Consider the following 15,000-nt stretch of genomic DNA (forward strand, 5'->3'; position numbering starts at 1 on the left):
TCGGCGTGTTCCGTCGAGGCCTGCCGATGTGGGCGTAGTTGAGTACAGTCCCGGGTACTCGAAAGGCGACGGGGAGCGCAGACGCGGCGGAGGGGGCGACGCATGCCGGATGTACGAGGCGACGTTCGCAGGATCCAAAATCTGCTGCGCCGGGTGACGGTGCCCGACGAGCGACCGCGGGTGCTGCCGGTGCTGTTCCGCTACCGCAAGACCAGGCGAACGCCGCCGCCGATCGTCTGCCTGATCAGCAGCGCCGCACCGCTTTCCGCGGATGGCCTGCTGCGGCGCTGTGGTGACTGGCTGGCCTCCCCGGGCAGCCGCCGCGCGGTTCCGCGTGCGGTGGTGCAGATTCCGAAACTCGAGCCGTCCACGCCGGACCACCCACCGGAGGGCCCAGACGAGCTGGATCCGCGTTTCCTGGCCCTGCTGCAGGAGCTCTACAAGTGCTTCTCCAGTGACGACACGGCCATGGGGCCCATACCCTTTCCGCGCTACCGCACCGCCGATTGGCTGATGCGGCAACGGCTCGAGGGGGCCGCGACCGAGGCGTCGGCGCAATTGCGCGAGCGGTTGCCGGAACTGCTGCGCCGTGGGCCGGCCGCCGAGCATTCGACCACGGCACTCGGCGCCATCGGAGGGACCGTCTCCCGGGTGCTGACGGTGGTGCTGTCGATGTGGCCGATCGTGCGGTTGTGGCTGTTCGTGAGTTCGCATGTGCCGGGGTTGTCGCCGGTGAGCTATTGGTTCATGCATCAGCGCTATCTGACGCCACGGCTGTCGAACAGTTTCGTCGGATTCGGGGTGCGTCTCGCCGAGCCGATGCGCCGCCGGGAGAATAACGAGCAGATCGCGAAATTGCTGGTCAACGCCTTTCTGGAGGATCTGCGCGTTGCTTATCGCCGGAGGCTGTGGCGTCCGTCGAGCTGGCGTCGCACCGCATATCCGGTAGCTCTGCTCGATGGCGTCGAACCGGGGGACAGTGCTACCGGCCTGATGCGCTACGTCAACGAGATCCGCAACGAGACCGGGCTTTTCGATCCGCTCGCGCTGATCTCGCGCATCGAGGATTCCGTCGAGCACCCGCACCTGCACTTCGAATCCCTGGACTCTCGCGATGATCCGCTGAGCTCCTGGCAGGCCGATATCGATGGGCGCCGTCGCCGCCGCCGCACGGACAGCTGGTATCTCAGCCTGCCCCTACCGGATTCGCTGTCCGGCACGCTCGAACCGTTCGAGCACGCCGAGCTGGCGCAGCCGCCGGCGCCGCCGTGGGCGGCGCGACGGTCGGTGGTCACCGTGATCGCCCTGCTTCCCGTTGCCGCCCTGGTAGCCGCGACGGTCTCGGCCGTCCAGCCTCGCATCGCCGTTGGATGCACCGCGTGGCCGTGGCACGCGGGTGTCGATGTCGTGGTCCGCGGAACCGAATGCATCGGCCTGAGTGCCGGTGCCGCACAGGTTTTCGCCGACGACGAGGAACTCGCCGAGATGGAGCGCGAGGTGTTCCGCCAGAACACCGTGGCCGCGCGGTTGCGCCACGACAATCCCCGTCGTCCGCTCGTCACCCTGATCTACTTCGCCGGGATGACCTATACCGACCGCAACGTGCGCTACCCGCACGCACAGGCCGAGGAACTGGCGGGCCTCGCGGTTCAGCAGCGGCGGGCGAACAAGCAGAACGGCGAATCCGAACCGCTGCTGCGCATCGTGATCGCGAACGGCGGATCGACCATGCGATACGCGACCTGGGTGGTCGAGCACCAGATCAGCCGGCTGGTGCGGTCGGATCCGACCGTGGTCGGCGTGATCGGACTCGACCGGAGCACGGCCGAAACCCGCAGAGCCATCGCGCGTTTGGGTGAGCTGGGGGTTCCCACGATGGCGACCACCCTGTCGGCCGACGGGCTCGACGCCGTGTCGCCCACCTACTTCCAACCCGTCCCTGACAACCACGCCCAGGCCGAACTCGTCGCGGAGTACGCCGCGGGCGCGAGGAATGCGGACGGCACCCGCCGCTACGACAAGGTGACGGTCTACGCACCGACGGATCGCGACGACATCTACGTGCGGACTCTGGCCGACGACCTCGAAGCGGTACTGGCGCAGCGACATATGCTCGGCGACGTCTACACGTGGTCCGAACAGCAGCAGATCTACGGTCTGCCGCTGCCGTGCGCACCGGCGGACCCCGACGCGCCGCGGACGCTGTTGTTCTTCGCCGGCCGCAATCCGGATTTCGGGCCGTTCGTCAACGTGGCCGCTCAACACTGTGGTGACGCCCCGCCGCCGATCCTGGCCAACGACACCGCGACCCGCGCGGTGTCGGACAAGCTGGTGCAGAATGCCGCGCCGATCGGATTTCCGGTCCGATACGTCGCCAAGGGGGTACCGGCGCTGCTGGCGGGCAGCAATTGCGTGCGCGACGGCGCGCCGGACCGCATGGAGCACGCGGGCCTGAGCCTGCGCAGCCTGTGCGCGGAGCTGACGCAGTTGCGGCGCGACCTGCCGCATTTTCACGAGAGCTGGCCCGGCGACCGCACCGGAATCACCTTCGACGTCGCCGAACTGTTCCTCCGGGCCGTGCAGCGTAATCGGTCCCGGCCGGAGCGGTCGGCGGCGGACGGCGCGATCGACCGCGCGGCCATCGGCCTGGAACTGCGGCGTCCCGATCTCGACGCCGACACGATCACCGGCAAGCTGCGTTTCGACGGCCCGGGCGGAATCGCGACTGGCGCCTCGATCGGCGTGCTCGTCACCTCGGATCTGAACGATCCCGACCTGCCGCCGAAGTGCCTGGTGATGTATCCGATCGCACCCGAGCGCCGCACACCCACCGGCTGTCCCGCGGGCACCGAGAGTGACGGCGAGAAGTGGGAACAACCCACGGGCTGAGGCACCGCGCCGGTCAGGGCGAGCAGGGCGGTGCCGGGCCGGTGCGGTAATAAGGATCCATGGAGGCCTTCTATCGACCCGATCCCTCGGATCCCGTGCTGTTCCACTCCACCGAGCTGACCCGGGGTCCGTGGTCGCCGGACGCGCAGCATGCGGGGCCGCCGTCGGCGCTGCTCGGGCATGTGATCGAGCGCTGTGAGCCGCGGCCCGGTTTCCGGGTCGGGCGGGTGGCGGTCGAGATTCTCGGGCCGGTCCCGATCGCGCCGCTGCGGGCCGAGGCGCGGGTGGTGCGGCCGGGGCGCAGCGTGGAGTTGATCGAGGCCACCGTCGCCACCGACCGTGGACCGGTGTTGAAGGCGAACGCGTGGCGGCTGCGGGTGGCCGATCCGGAGGTCGAGGTGCCGCCGGATGCGGTGGCGGCCGGCGCGTATCCCGGGCCGGACACCGTGGCACAGAGTGGGGAGTTCCCCAGCAATCAGCCCGTCGGATTCCACACCGGAATCGACTACCGCTTCGTCGCCGGCTCCTTCCAGCAGCCGGGTCCGGCGGTCTGCTGGATCAAGCTGCGCTATCCGATCGTCGCCGGAACCACTCCCAGTCCCCTGGAGCGGACTCTCGCGGCGGCCGATTCCGGTAACGGCGTGAGCGCGGTATTGAATTGGGAGCGTTACCTTTTCATCAATACCGACCTCACCGTCACGCTGCATCGTGAACCGGTGGGGGAGTGGGTCTGCCTGGATGCGGTGACCTATCCGGAACGCAGTGGCATCGGGATGGCCGAATCCCGGCTCTACGACGAGAAGGGTCCGGTCGGCCGCAGCACCCAGACTCTGCTGATCGGCGACCGGTAGGCGGGCGCCGGATTCTTCCCGCCACGGGCGACCCCGAATCTCTCGGCTACCGTGGCGACGTGGACGAGTGTGGCGCTCGCAGGGCCGGAACCTGTTGATGTCGAGGGTGTTTCGCTGGACAGCGGCCGTGCTGGCGGTGGCGGCCGTGCTCGTCACCTCCGGTGCGGCGGTTCCGTCGCCCGTCACGGGCATGGACCGCTTCTACCGCCAGCGGGCCAACTGGAAGCCGTGTGGTCTCGACACCTTGGACGCGGTCGGCGGTTCCTGCGCGGCAGTGCGGGTCCCGCTGGACTACGCCGACCCCGACGGCCGCACCCTGAACATCGCGATATCCCGGGTGCCGGCGACCGATCCGGACCGCAGGCGTGGCGTCCTGCTGGCCGATCCCGGCGGGCCCGGGGCCTCGGGGCTGGACACGATCGATCTGCTGGGAGACGTTCTGGCGCCGGAGGTTCGGGCGCACTACGACCTGATCGGCATGGATCCACGCGGTGTCGGGCGGTCCGGCGGCGGCCGGAGCTGCGGCTGGCCGATCGGTGAGATGATTCGTTCCGCCGGGGTCGGGCTGGACGGATTCCTGGCCGACACCGCTCGCGCCGCGCGTCTGGCGATGGCTTGTCTGGCAGGCGATTCCGCCGCGCTGCGGCAGGTGACGACCCGCAACACGGCTCGCGATATGGAGGTGATCCGGCGCGTCCTCGGGGAACCGGCGCTGAGCTATTACGGCGTCTCCTACGGCACCTATCTGGGTGCGGTGTTCGCGCAGATGTTTCCGCGGTCGGTCGATCGCATGGTGCTCGACAGTGCGATCGATCCGGACCGGTACTGGACCGGGATGGTGCGTGACTGGGGCGCCGCCGACGAGGCGGCACTCGACGACTGGGCCGGATGGGCCGCCCGGCACGATCCGGACTATCACTTCGGTACGACGGCGGCGCAGGTCCGCGCCACCGTCCGACAGCTGGTGAACGACCTCGCTCGTCGGCCGGTCACGGTGAACGGCTTCGCCGTCGACGATCATTGGCTGCCGTTCCTCCTGCACAACCTGCTGGGCAACTTCCGGCTGAACGGGAAGGCCGCCGACACCGTCGCCGAGTTGCGGGCCGCGGTGAGCGGAACGCCCGTCACCGACCACACACCCTGGCTGGCGGATACGCTGGATACCCTTCGGCACTACGAGGATTCGGCACTGGCGTTCGTCGCCTGCGGTGACGATGCCGCGCCCGCCGATCCGGCGCGATACTGGTCGGAGATCGAGGAACGTCGCGCCACACAGCCGATATTCGGCGCACTGGCGGCGAACATTCAACCCTGCGCCTTCTGGCCCCCGCCCGTGGAAAGCGCTACCACGGTGCGGAATTCGGTTCCGGCGCTCATCGTGCAGGCGACCGGTGACCCGCGCACGCCGTACGATCACGCCCTCGCCCTGCATCGTGATCTGAGCTCGTCCCGCCTCGTCACATTGGCGAACGTGCGGATTCACATGACTTTTCGTCCCGGCCTCAGTCGCTGCGTCGGCGCGGCCATCAACGGGTACTTCGCCGACGGGGTATTGCCGGCGGCCGATGTGGTGTGCGCGCCCGACACCGAAGCGGAGCCGTAACGCCCTGGCCTGAGGTCCACCTCGCTCGAGTGGTCGCCCGGACGCGGAAAGGCCCGGCTTCCGCGGAAGCCGGGCCTTTCGCTACGCGAAATCAGCGCGGCGCCATGCGGATTGCGCCGTCGAGCCGGATGGTCTCACCGTTGAGCATCGGGTTCTCCACGATGTGGCGGGCCAGGGCCGCGTATTCGGTGGGGTCGCCGAGGCGGGCGGGGTGGGGGACCTGCGCGCCGAGGGCCTTGATGGCCTCCTCGGGCAGGGTGGCGAACAGCGGGGTGTGGAACAGGCCCGGCGCGATGGTGACCACGCGGATGTTCACACTCGCCAGGTCGCGGGCGATCGGCAGGGTCATGCCCACGATGCCGCCCTTGGAGGCGGAATAGGCGGCCTGGCCGATCTGGCCGTCGAAGGCCGCGACCGAGGCGGTGTTGATGATGACACCGCGCTCCTCGCCCTCGAGCTCGGCGGCGGCGATGCGTTCGGCGGCCAGCCGGATCACGTTGAACGTGCCGATCAGGTTGACGTTGATGATCTTGGTGAAGTCGGCCAGCGGGAACGCGCCCTTCTTGCTGACCGTCTTGATCGCATTACCGATACCGGCGCAGTTCACCGCGATCCGCAGGGTGCCCAGTTGCGCGGCGGCGTCGAGCGCGGCGCTCACCTGCTCCTCGTTGGTGACGTCGGTCGCGGCGAAGACCACACCGTCGCCCAGCTCCTTGGCGATCGCCTCACCGTTGGAGGACGGCAGGTCGATGATCACCACCTTGGCGCCTTGGCCGTGCAGCTCCTTCACCGTGGCCAGGCCCAGACCCGACGCGCCACCGGTGACCACGGCGACCGCATTCTCGAGCTTCATACGAGGTCCTTTCTGATCGGTATCGGCGTCAGACTAGTCGCCGCACCACCCACAAGTAAATAGCGGTTCGCCTCCGCGCTCGCTGGGGAGCTGGAGGCGATCCGCAGTTCGTTCCCTGGTTATACCAGCTCACGGCAATCTCACCGGGTTGTTCCGGTTGGTCGCGCAACCTGGATGTTCTGCCGAGTTCGCTATCTATCGCTGGCCGGGCAAATACTAGAACATGTTACAGTTTCGGTGGAAGCGGCGGCAACCGCCGTGGTCGGGGCCAGGGTCTCCCACAGTGTGGCGACCGCTGCGGTGACGGCCGCGCCGCCGGTGGTCCACGCGGTTCCGGCGGGCTGGGTGGTGAGTACGACGACCACGAATCGGCCGGGCTGGGCGGGATCGGCGGACACCAGACCGGTCGTATTCAGCGTCGTGGAGTCGTCCAGCGTCATCCAGCCCTGTTTGATCGCCCAGTCCGTCCCGATGAGGGCGTCGGGGATGCCGAAGTATTGATCGGTTCCGTCGGCGGCGGTGGCACTCGCCCGATGCAGGGCGGTGAGGATCAGATCGCGCGCCGGCTGCGGGATCTCGGAACCGATGTAGCGGTAGATCCGCACCACATCCGCCGGCGTGGTGAGTGTTTCGCCCCACTGGGCCGGATCGTCCGGCGGCTCGGTGGCGCCGAGACCGATGTCCGCCGCGACACGGGAGACGATGTCGGGGCCACCGCCGGTGTCCCAGAGCGCGTCGGCGATATCGTCGTCGCTGGCCGACAACATCTGCGACAGCAGGGCGGTGGTATCCGAATCCGGCTGCCAGTTCACGCTTTTCAGCTCGTCGAGGGCGATCAGCAGTTTCACCACCGACGCGGTGTAGAACTGCTGATCGGTGTTCAGTCCTGCGAGCGTGGTCCCGGTGGTGGTGTCGACCACGTCGATCCCCACCCGACTGCCGGGTTCGGCGGCGAGGATCGCATTCTGCATCTGCTGCGCCGGCGTGTTCGGCGAAATCGGCTGGGCCGCAGCGGTGGTCGCACCGGCCGCCGCCGGCGCGACGGCGCCGACCGTGGCCGTCACCACGCCGACGGCGGCGGAACCGGGATGTGCCGCGGCGGTTCCGGTCGCCATACGAACCACCGCGATCCCGGAAATCGCGAGTACGACAGCGAATGCCGCGACAGCCAGTGCGCACCGGCGCGGACGACCGGACGGAATGCTCATATCTTCCAGAAACCGCGCGCAGCTGTGTGCAGCTCGAGGGCCGGTTGGTAGAACGCTGTCGGTTCACCGTGCCGTCGCTTTCGGGCGTGTTGGTGGACTCGGGCCCGTTCCCTGCGCCACGATCGTCGGGTGACCAAGAGCTCCTATCACCACGGAGATCTGCGAGCCACGCTGCTGACGGCGGCGGCCGAGCAGATCGCCGCCGACGGTGTCGACGCGGTGTCGCTGCGAGCGCTGGCGCAGCGCGCCGGCGTCTCCCATGCCGCGCCCGCTCACCATTTCGGCAATCGACAGGGCCTGCTCACCGCACTCGCGATCCGCGGATTCGAGCTGCTGGCCGAGGAATTGCGCGGCTCTCGTGACGATTTCCGGGAGATGGCGGTCGCCTACATCCGCTTCGCGCGGCGCCACCCCGGACATTTCGACGTCATGTTCCGCCACGACCTGCTGCGCGTCGACGATCCTGAGCTGATCGCGGCCCGCACCGTATCCGGCGAGGAATTGCGTTTCGGGGTGGCCCAATTGGGTGTCGCGGAATCCGCGCGACCGGCGACCGAGCTGGCCGCCTGGTCGCTCGTGCACGGCTTCGCGTCGCTGTGGCGCGAGGGCGCGCTCACCGATTCCGATCTCGGCGGCGCCGATCCCGAACAGCTGGCCCGGCAGATGGTCGCCACCGTCGACTTCGTCGGTGCGAAAAAGTAACGACTACAACGTATTTCGACTCAGCGCTCGTGGACCATCTCGGCGACCCGTCGCTGAGCTTCGGTCGCGTCGGTGTCCACGACGGCATCGGTGGTGGCGGTTTCGCTCCGGCCCGCGAGCAGATCGCGTATTTCGATCAGCAATTCGGTTTGGGTCGGGACGGCCTTCTTCTTGCGGCTGAACCGTTTCTGCAAGGTGTTCATCGGAAGAATGAGCACGAAATACAACACCGTCGCCACCATGAGGAAATTGATTCCCGCACTGACGATCGGGCCGACGGCGATGAATGTGGCCGGTTTTCCGGCGACCAGTTGCACGCCCAATCCGAGCTGCCCGTTGGTTCCCGCCACCGCCAGCAGCGGCTCGACGATTCCCTTCGTCACCGAGGTGACGATCGCGGTGAAGGCCGTACCCATGACCACCGCGGTCGCCAATTCGATGACGTTGCCGCGCATCAGGAAGTCTTTGAACCCTTTGAGCATCTCAGCCTCACGATCGATCCGAACACATCAACGCTGTCTCGGACCGGCAGTCTAACGGCGAGCAGCGAACCAGCAGCAACTCGATGTGGGCTCGATCACGTGTTCGGATCCGAATCCGTCGGTGCCGGACGATACTCTTTCCTGCGTGGCCGAGAATTCGCCGGAGCTTTATCGAGAACGCCATTCGCGGGTGTCCACGGGCGCGATCGTATGGCAGCGGCAGGTAACGGGGGAGTCGGCCACGGTGTTGCCGGACGGCTGTATGGATCTGCTGTGGCTCGGTGGCCGGTTACTGGTGGCCGGGCCGGATACCCGCGCCTACCACAGCGGTGCCGCCGCGCAGACCGTGTACGGGATTCGCTTCGCGCCGGGTACGGCTCCGGCCCTGCTCGGCGTTCGTGCGCCGGAGCTGCTGGATCGCCGGGCCGAACTGGACGAGGTGTGGTCGTCGCGGCGGGCCCGCGCCATGGCCGACGTGGTCGCGGCGGCGCCGGATCCGCTGCGCGGACTCGAGGAGGTGGCCCGGCGCTGTGCGGCGGTGACCGCCCCGCCCGACCCGGTGGTGGCGCAGATCGTGCGCCGGCTGGACGCAGGGGAGACGGTCGCGGCCACGGCCGACACGCTGGGCCTGGGCGCGCGACGACTGCATCGGCTCTCGGTCGCGGCCTTCGGATACGGGCCGAAGGTGCTGGCCCGCGTGCTGCGGATGCGCCGGGCTCTGGATCTGAGCCGCACCGGCATCGGTTTCGCCGAGACCGCGGCGCTGGCCGGATATGCGGATCAAGCCCATATGAACCGGGAGATCCGGGCCCTGACCGGGCGATCTCCCGGCCGTATCCGAGGGGCCGCCGCGCGCGCCGAGGGGTATCAGCTCAGCGGCGCGTAGAGGTCGACGCCGTTGCCGTCGGGATCGTGCACGGTGGCGTAGCGCTGGCCCCACACGGCGTCGAAGGGCTTTGCCTCCCCCTGGTATCCGGCCGCGACCAGTTCGTCGAAGAGCGCGTCGACCTCGGCCGCCGAACCGCATTCGACGGCCAGTCCGATCCGGCCGACGCCGGCGTCCTGTGCGATGTTCTCCTCCGAGTCGAGCATCAGCCGGAATCCGCCGGGTAGCGGAGCTTCCACGTGCCCACCACCGACGACCTCGCCGAATTCGAGACCGAGTCGCCGGTAGAAGTCGAGTGCGGCCGTCAGATCGGAGACGACCACGCCGATTGCGTTGAGTTGAGGTGCCATGGCGTCACCGTAGAGCGCCGCGGCCGGTGTCGTCTTGAACGAATCGGACGGCGTGGCTGGGTTTGTCACAATTCGGGATCGAAGGCCCGGTGACCAGGATCAATCTATTACCGCAACGTGCTGACCACCACAATCGGAGTGAATTTCGGTCGAAACGCTGGTCGGAGTGATTAGCGTTTCCCACAACGTGTTCGGGGACGCGAATCAGGGCAGGAGGGATATGGGTACCGACCAGACATTGCTGCATCGTTTCGTGATCTCGCAGATGACCGACGCCGGGATCGATCGTGACCGACTGCTGCGCGAATGCGAACTACCGGAATGGACACTGGCCGGCGAAGGCGTTCATGTGCCCGCGCGGGTCTTTTCCCGGTTATGGGAGATCGGTGAGAATTGGCTCGACGATCCCGATGTAGCGCTGCACGTCGCCAGCAGATATCAGCTGGCCGCCACGCGGCTCTACGACTATCTGTTCGCCAGCGCGCCGACCGTGGGCGCCGGACTGGCGACCTGTGGCCCGTACGTCACCGCGGTCACCACCAATCACCGCTTCGATCTGGTGGTGGAGAACGAGGCCGAGACCACGCTGTACCTGGACATGATCGAGGGCGACGGGCGTGGGCGCGAACTGGTGCAGCTGTGGGGACTGGTCGCCGTGCTGACCCGCGCCCGCCGCGTGGTGGCCGCGCCGTTCGACCCGGTCCGGGTATCCCTGCGACAGCCGGCTCCGCGTCGCCGGGAGACGTTCGCCGAGGTATTCGGTTCGGCGGTGGTGGAATTCGGTGCCCCGGTGGATTCGATGACCTTTCGGTCGGCCGATATGGATCTGCCGCTGACCACCGCCGATCCGGTGCTCGCGGAGGTGTTGCAGCCGCTGGCCGCCGCGTTGCCGCCACCACCGCCGCTGGCCTCGGCCTGGCCGGAGCGGGTATCGCGGGCGTTGGCCGATGCCTTCACCGACGGTGAGGTATCGCTCGAGCAGGTGGCACGGCGGCTCGCCATCAGTCCACGCACCCTGCAGCGGCGGCTGTCCGAGGCCGGGACCACGTGGCGGCGCGAATTGGATCGAGCCCGCCTGGCCCGGGCCCAGGCCGCGGGCCCGCTGAGCCGGGAGCGGCAGGCGGCATTGCTCGGTTATGCGGACGCCGGCTCGATGCGGCGTGCGGCGCGGCGCTGGTCGATGGTGGCGCACACGCGCACTGCGGGATCGGCCGACTGCCAGGCCTGATTCACCGGATGCGGCCCCTGATCGCGGGGCAGGCGTGGCCGCGGAGCGCTTCGCTCGATCACCGGCCTCGGCGTGCGTGGGAAGCGACCGACGCCGGGGTGGGTGATCGAGCGGCACCGCGGGCCGCGCTATGCCCGCAGATTGCTCGCCGCGATACTCCAGAACGTATGCCGGTCCAGCGCCTGGAAATCCCAGCTCTCGGCGATGGCGTGGGAAGTGGCGACGATGGCCGGTACGTCGAAGTCCTCGCGGGTCGCCGTGCCCTTGGCCTCCAGTTCGGCGATCACGTACTGGGTGGCGGTTTCGAAGGTGTACAACACGGTGCTCTCCCATCGGTCGTAACTACACATCCGGAACGCGCTGCGCGTACTTTGTCAGTCTTGTCACGCTGTCACATTCGGGCCAGCGCCGAACGCGCCACATCCGGGCAAATGTGCCATTTTCACATTCTGACGGCCGCGAGGAATCTGCGTGAGAATTCTGTACCCGCAGGCGGTTTCGACCAAACTTTTCATCGAAAGTGTAGCGCCGCCGGCAAGAGTCCGGCGGCGAGCAACTCATCGGCAAAGCCGTGGCGAACCACTAACCGGTCGGTTGCGCGAGGACGTCCTCGTAGCGGAATTCCTGTGCGATCCCGGTGCCGGCGGCATGGGCGGCCTCCTCGCGCTGCCGCAACTCGACGCGGCGGATCTTGCCCGAGATCGTCTTGGGCAGTTCGGTGAACTCGATCCGCCGCACCCGCAGATACGGTGCGAGGTGATCGCGCGCGTATTCCAGGATGGCCCTTGCGGTTTCGCGGTCCGGCTTCCAGCCCGCGGCCAGCGTGACATACGCCTTGGGTACGGCCAGGCGAGTGTCGTCGGGCTGCGGCACCACAGCGGCCTCCACGACCGCCGGATGCTCGATCAGCACACTCTCGAGTTCGAACGGGGAAACCTTGTAATCGGAGGATTTGAACACGTCGTCGGTGCGGCCGATATAGGTGATGTAGCCGTCGTCGTCGCGCGCCGCCACATCACCGGTGTGGTAGTAGCCGCCTTCCATCACCGCCGCATTGCGTTCCGGGTCCTGGAGGTAACCGTTCATCAGGTTGACCGGGTGGGCACTCAGATCCAGGCAGATCTCGCCCTCCTCGGCGGGCGCGCCGGTGACGGGGTCGACCAGCACCACCGGCACCCCGGGCATGGGGCGGCCCATCGAGCCGGCCTTGACCGGTTGCCCGGGGGTGTTGGCGATCTGCAGCGTCGTCTCGGTCTGCCCGAATCCGTCCCGGATGGTCAGTCCCCAGGCGTTTTCCACCTGTGCGATCACGTCGGGGTTGAGTGGTTCACCGGCGCCGAGGATTTCGCGCAGGCCGGCCGGGCGCTCGCCGAGGTCGGCCTGAATCAGCATGCGCCACACCGTCGGCGGCGCGCAGAAGGTGTTGACCTCCGCGCGGCGGAGCTGACCGAGCAGCGCCTCGGCGTCGAACCGGCCGTAGTTGTAGACGAAGATCGTCGCCTCGGCGATCCAGGGCGCGAAGAAGCAGCTCCAGGCGTGTTTCGCCCAGCCCGGCGCGCTGATCGCGAGATGCACGTCGCCCGGTCGGACGCCGATCCAGTACATGGTGCTCAGATGTCCGACCGGATAGCTGGTCTGGTTGTGCTGCACCATCTTCGGCTTACTCGTGGTGCCGGAGGTGAAATAGACCAGCAGTTCGTCGCCCACCTGCGTCACGGCGGGGAAGGGGCCCGCCGATTCCACCTCGGCGGCCTCCGCGTAGTCGTGCCAGCCCTCGACCGGACCGCCGACCGCGATGCGCCGATAGTCGCCGGGGACCTCGTCGAATTTCGCGGTGTCGCGGGCGTTGGTGATGACGAAACGCACCGCGCCCCTGGAGATCCGGTCGATCAGATCGGCCGGCCCGAGCGCACCCGTGGTGGGCATGACCACCGCACCGAGTTTGGCGACGGCGAGCATCGACTCCCAGAGCTCGACCTGGTTGCCCAGCATCAGGATCACCCGGTCGCCCTGGCGCACACCGAGTTCGGCGAGCCAGGTCGCCACCCGATCCGAGCGCTGCGCCATCTCGTCGAAACTCACCCGCAGTTCGCTGCCGTCCTCCTCGACGATCCACAGCGCGGTGCGGTCGTTGCCGCGCGCGATGACGTCGAACCAGTCGACGGCCCAATTGAATTCGCCGGTCAGCCGGGGCCAGTGGAACGTCCGCACCGCGGTGTCGTAGTCGGTCGCCAGCTCGACCAGCCGGTCGCGCGCCTGGCGATACAACTCGGTGTTGGACGTCATCACTGCTCTCCTGTCTGTTGCTGATCCTGCTCCGGCACGCCGAACAGGCGGACCGAGGTCGCGCGGATATCGACCTTGCGCACCTTGCCGGTGACGGTCATCGGGAATTCCTCGACGACGTGGACGTGGCGCGGAATCTTGTAATAGGCCAGGCGACCGCCGCAGAACTGGGCCAGCGTCTGCGCGTCCAATGTGGCTGCGCCCTCGCGCATCCGGATCCAGGCCACCAATTCCTCGCCGTATTTCGGATCCGGGATCCCGACCACCTGGGCGTCCAGGATGTCGGGGTGGGTGTAGAGGAATTCCTCGATTTCGCGCGGGTAGATGTTCTCACCGCCGCGAATCACCATGTCCTTGATCCGGCCGGTGATCGCGACGTAGCCGTCGTCGTCCATGGTGGCCAGATCCCCGGTGTGCATCCAGCGGGCGGCGTCGATCGCCTCGGCGGTCTTGTCCGGATCGTTCCAGTAGCCGAGCATCACCGAATATCCGCGCGTGCACAGCTCGCCCGGCTCACCTCGCGGAACGGTCAGTCCGGTGTCGGGATCGACGATCTTGATCTCGAGGTGCGGTCCCACCCGGCCGACCGTGGCGGTGCGCTGGGTGATGGTGTCGTCGCGGCGGGTCTGAGTGCTCACCGGCGAGGTCTCGGTCATGCCGTAGCAGATGGACACCTCCGCCATGCCCATCCGCTCGATCACCTGCTTCATCACCTCCACCGGGCACGGTGAGCCGGCCATGATGCCGGTGCGCAGCGAACTCAGGTCGAAGGATTCGAAGTCCGGATCGGCCAGTTCGGCGATGAACATCGTCGGCACCCCGTACAGCGAGGTGCAGCGTTCCTCGGCGACTGCGGTGAGCGTGGCCCTCGGCTCGAAGGAAGCCGCCGGAATCACCATGGCCGCACCGTGACTCGTCGCCGCCAGATTGCCCATCACCATGCCGAAGCAGTGGTAGAACGGCACCGGGATGCAGATCCGGTCGGCCTCGGTGTAGCCGCACAATTCGCCGACGAAATAGCCGTTGTTGAGGATGTTGTGGTGCGACAGCGTCGCGCCCTTGGGGAAACCCGTTGTACCCGAGGTGTATTGGATGTTGATCGGATCGTCGGCGGCCAGTCGCGCTCCGGCCTCGGCCAGGCGCGCGGGATCGGCGGCGCGGCCGGCGGCGACCAGCGCCTCCCATTCGGCGCTGTCGAACAGGACCACCTGCTCCAGATCCGGGCATTCGGGCCGCACCCGGCCGATGATCTCGGCGTAGTTCGAGCTCTTGTGCTCTCGCGCCGAGATCAGCATCCGGATCCCGGCCTGGGTGATCACGTAGCGCACTTCCTCGCTGCGGTAGGCCGGATTGATGTTGACCAGGATCGCGCCGATCTTCGCGGTGGCGAACTGCACCAGCGTCCATTCGGCACGATTGGGCGACCAGATGCCGACCCGATCGCCCTTGCCGATCCCCGCCTCCAGCAGACCGAGTGCCACGGCATCGACCTCGGCGGCGAATTCGCGGTAACTCCAGCGCACTCCGGTCACCCGGTCGACGAGTGCGTCTCGATCACCGTGGATGGCCACCGTGCGATCGAGATTGGCCCCGATCGTCTCGCCCAGTAGCGGTGCATCCCATACCCCGTGCGTATAACTGACCGGCCGGACCCGGCCCATA

At 67.7% G+C, this 15,000-nt stretch carries 13 protein-coding genes; 6 read left to right on the forward strand and 7 right to left on the reverse strand.

All coding sequences use genetic code 11. The features are described 5' to 3' along the window. Positions 1-102: 102 nt before the first annotated feature. From A5789_RS22290 to A5789_RS22300, 3 genes are all read left to right on the forward strand, one after another. Positions 103-2,889, forward strand: coding sequence for an ABC transporter substrate-binding protein (locus A5789_RS22290; protein WP_064905999.1), 2,787 nt, complete (start codon positions 103-105; stop codon positions 2,887-2,889). Positions 2,890-2,948: 59 nt separating this feature from the next. Next, positions 2,949-3,740 carry a thioesterase family protein gene (locus tag A5789_RS22295; RefSeq protein ID WP_064906001.1) on the forward strand — a complete coding sequence of 264 codons (792 nt, stop codon included), beginning with the start codon at positions 2,949-2,951 and terminating at the stop codon, positions 3,738-3,740. A 97-nt stretch (positions 3,741-3,837) separates the two neighbouring features. Further along, entirely contained in the window at positions 3,838-5,343 is a 1,506-nt protein-coding gene (locus tag A5789_RS22300) for an alpha/beta fold hydrolase (RefSeq protein WP_064906022.1), read from the forward strand. A gap of 91 nt (positions 5,344-5,434) precedes the next feature. On the opposite strand, the gene A5789_RS22305 is transcribed toward A5789_RS22300, so the two are convergent. Both A5789_RS22305 and A5789_RS22310 read right to left on the reverse strand, forming a co-directional pair. Then, the gene (locus A5789_RS22305; RefSeq protein WP_030515530.1) at positions 5,435-6,196 is read right to left on the reverse strand and encodes a 3-hydroxyacyl-CoA dehydrogenase; all 762 of its coding nucleotides are present in this window, start codon (positions 6,194-6,196) and stop codon (positions 5,435-5,437) included. A gap of 191 nt (positions 6,197-6,387) precedes the next feature. Then, complete coding sequence (locus A5789_RS22310) at positions 6,388-7,311, reverse strand: hypothetical protein (RefSeq protein ID WP_193615486.1); 924 nt, start codon at positions 7,309-7,311, stop codon at positions 6,388-6,390. A 222-nt stretch (positions 7,312-7,533) separates the two neighbouring features. Between A5789_RS22310 and A5789_RS22315 the strand changes: the two genes are divergently transcribed. Then, entirely contained in the window at positions 7,534-8,106 is a 573-nt protein-coding gene (locus A5789_RS22315; protein WP_063018322.1) for a TetR/AcrR family transcriptional regulator, read from the forward strand. A gap of 20 nt (positions 8,107-8,126) precedes the next feature. Here A5789_RS22315 and mscL read toward each other — a convergent pair whose 3' ends face one another. Continuing rightward, the gene (gene mscL / locus A5789_RS22320) at positions 8,127-8,588 is read right to left on the reverse strand and encodes a large conductance mechanosensitive channel protein MscL (RefSeq protein WP_064904409.1); all 462 of its coding nucleotides are present in this window, start codon (positions 8,586-8,588) and stop codon (positions 8,127-8,129) included. A 145-nt stretch (positions 8,589-8,733) separates the two neighbouring features. Here mscL and A5789_RS22325 point away from each other — a divergent pair, with 145 nt between their 5' ends. Beyond that, positions 8,734-9,474, forward strand: coding sequence for a helix-turn-helix domain-containing protein (locus tag A5789_RS22325; RefSeq protein ID WP_064904426.1), 741 nt, complete (start codon positions 8,734-8,736; stop codon positions 9,472-9,474). On the opposite strand, the gene A5789_RS22330 is transcribed toward A5789_RS22325, so the two are convergent. After that, positions 9,456-9,824, reverse strand: a complete 369-nt coding sequence (locus tag A5789_RS22330; protein ID WP_082940880.1) for a VOC family protein — start codon at positions 9,822-9,824, stop codon at positions 9,456-9,458. The two genes, A5789_RS22325 and A5789_RS22330, sit on opposite strands and share 19 nt — an antisense overlap. Before the next feature lie 220 nt (positions 9,825-10,044). On the opposite strand from A5789_RS22330, the gene A5789_RS22335 reads away from it, so the two are divergent. Next, on the forward strand, positions 10,045-11,052 hold the full coding sequence (locus tag A5789_RS22335) for an AraC family transcriptional regulator ligand-binding domain-containing protein (protein WP_030515536.1): 1,008 nt from the start codon (positions 10,045-10,047) through the stop codon (positions 11,050-11,052). A 128-nt stretch (positions 11,053-11,180) separates the two neighbouring features. Here the strand turns inward: A5789_RS22335 and A5789_RS22340 are convergent, their stop codons facing one another. The 3 genes from A5789_RS22340 to A5789_RS22350 all read right to left on the reverse strand — a co-directional run bounded on the left by A5789_RS22340 (position 11,181) and on the right by A5789_RS22350 (position 14,999). Next, positions 11,181-11,372, reverse strand: a complete 192-nt coding sequence (locus tag A5789_RS22340; protein ID WP_030515537.1) for a hypothetical protein — start codon at positions 11,370-11,372, stop codon at positions 11,181-11,183. 262 nt (positions 11,373-11,634) lie between these two features. Beyond that, positions 11,635-13,338, reverse strand: a complete 1,704-nt coding sequence (locus A5789_RS22345; RefSeq protein ID WP_063018316.1) for an AMP-binding protein — start codon at positions 13,336-13,338, stop codon at positions 11,635-11,637. Beyond that, on the reverse strand, positions 13,338-14,999 hold the full coding sequence (locus tag A5789_RS22350) for an AMP-binding protein (RefSeq protein WP_063018314.1): 1,662 nt from the start codon (positions 14,997-14,999) through the stop codon (positions 13,338-13,340). Before A5789_RS22350 ends, A5789_RS22345 begins: the two co-directional genes overlap by 1 nt. Position 15,000: the final 1 nt, after the last annotated feature.

It is taken from the genome of Nocardia sp. 852002-51101_SCH5132738 (assembly GCF_001665695.1).
Lineage (GTDB): Bacteria > Actinomycetota > Actinomycetes > Mycobacteriales > Mycobacteriaceae > Nocardia > Nocardia nova.

Bases quoted from the DNA above. Each gene is read 5' to 3' on its own strand.
- A5789_RS22345 (WP_063018316.1), bottom strand. From the start codon at position 13,338: ATGACGTCCAACACCGAGTTGTATCGCCAGGCGCGCGACCGGCTGGTC.
- A5789_RS22330 (WP_082940880.1), bottom strand. From the start codon at position 9,824: ATGGCACCTCAACTCAACGCAATCGGCGTGGTCGTCTCCGATCTGACG.
- A5789_RS22300 (WP_064906022.1), top strand. From the start codon at position 3,838: ATGTCGAGGGTGTTTCGCTGGACAGCGGCCGTGCTGGCGGTGGCGGCC.
- A5789_RS22295 (WP_064906001.1), top strand. From the start codon at position 2,949: ATGGAGGCCTTCTATCGACCCGATCCCTCGGATCCCGTGCTGTTCCAC.
- A5789_RS22335 (WP_030515536.1), top strand. From the start codon at position 10,045: ATGGGTACCGACCAGACATTGCTGCATCGTTTCGTGATCTCGCAGATG.
- A5789_RS22290 (WP_064905999.1), top strand. From the start codon at position 103: ATGCCGGATGTACGAGGCGACGTTCGCAGGATCCAAAATCTGCTGCGC.
- A5789_RS22305 (WP_030515530.1), bottom strand. From the start codon at position 6,196: ATGAAGCTCGAGAATGCGGTCGCCGTGGTCACCGGTGGCGCGTCGGGT.
- A5789_RS22310 (WP_193615486.1), bottom strand. From the start codon at position 7,311: ATGGCGACCGGAACCGCCGCGGCACATCCCGGTTCCGCCGCCGTCGGC.
- mscL (WP_064904409.1), bottom strand. From the start codon at position 8,588: ATGCTCAAAGGGTTCAAAGACTTCCTGATGCGCGGCAACGTCATCGAA.
- A5789_RS22350 (WP_063018314.1), bottom strand. From the start codon at position 14,999: ATGGGCCGGGTCCGGCCGGTCAGTTATACGCACGGGGTATGGGATGCA.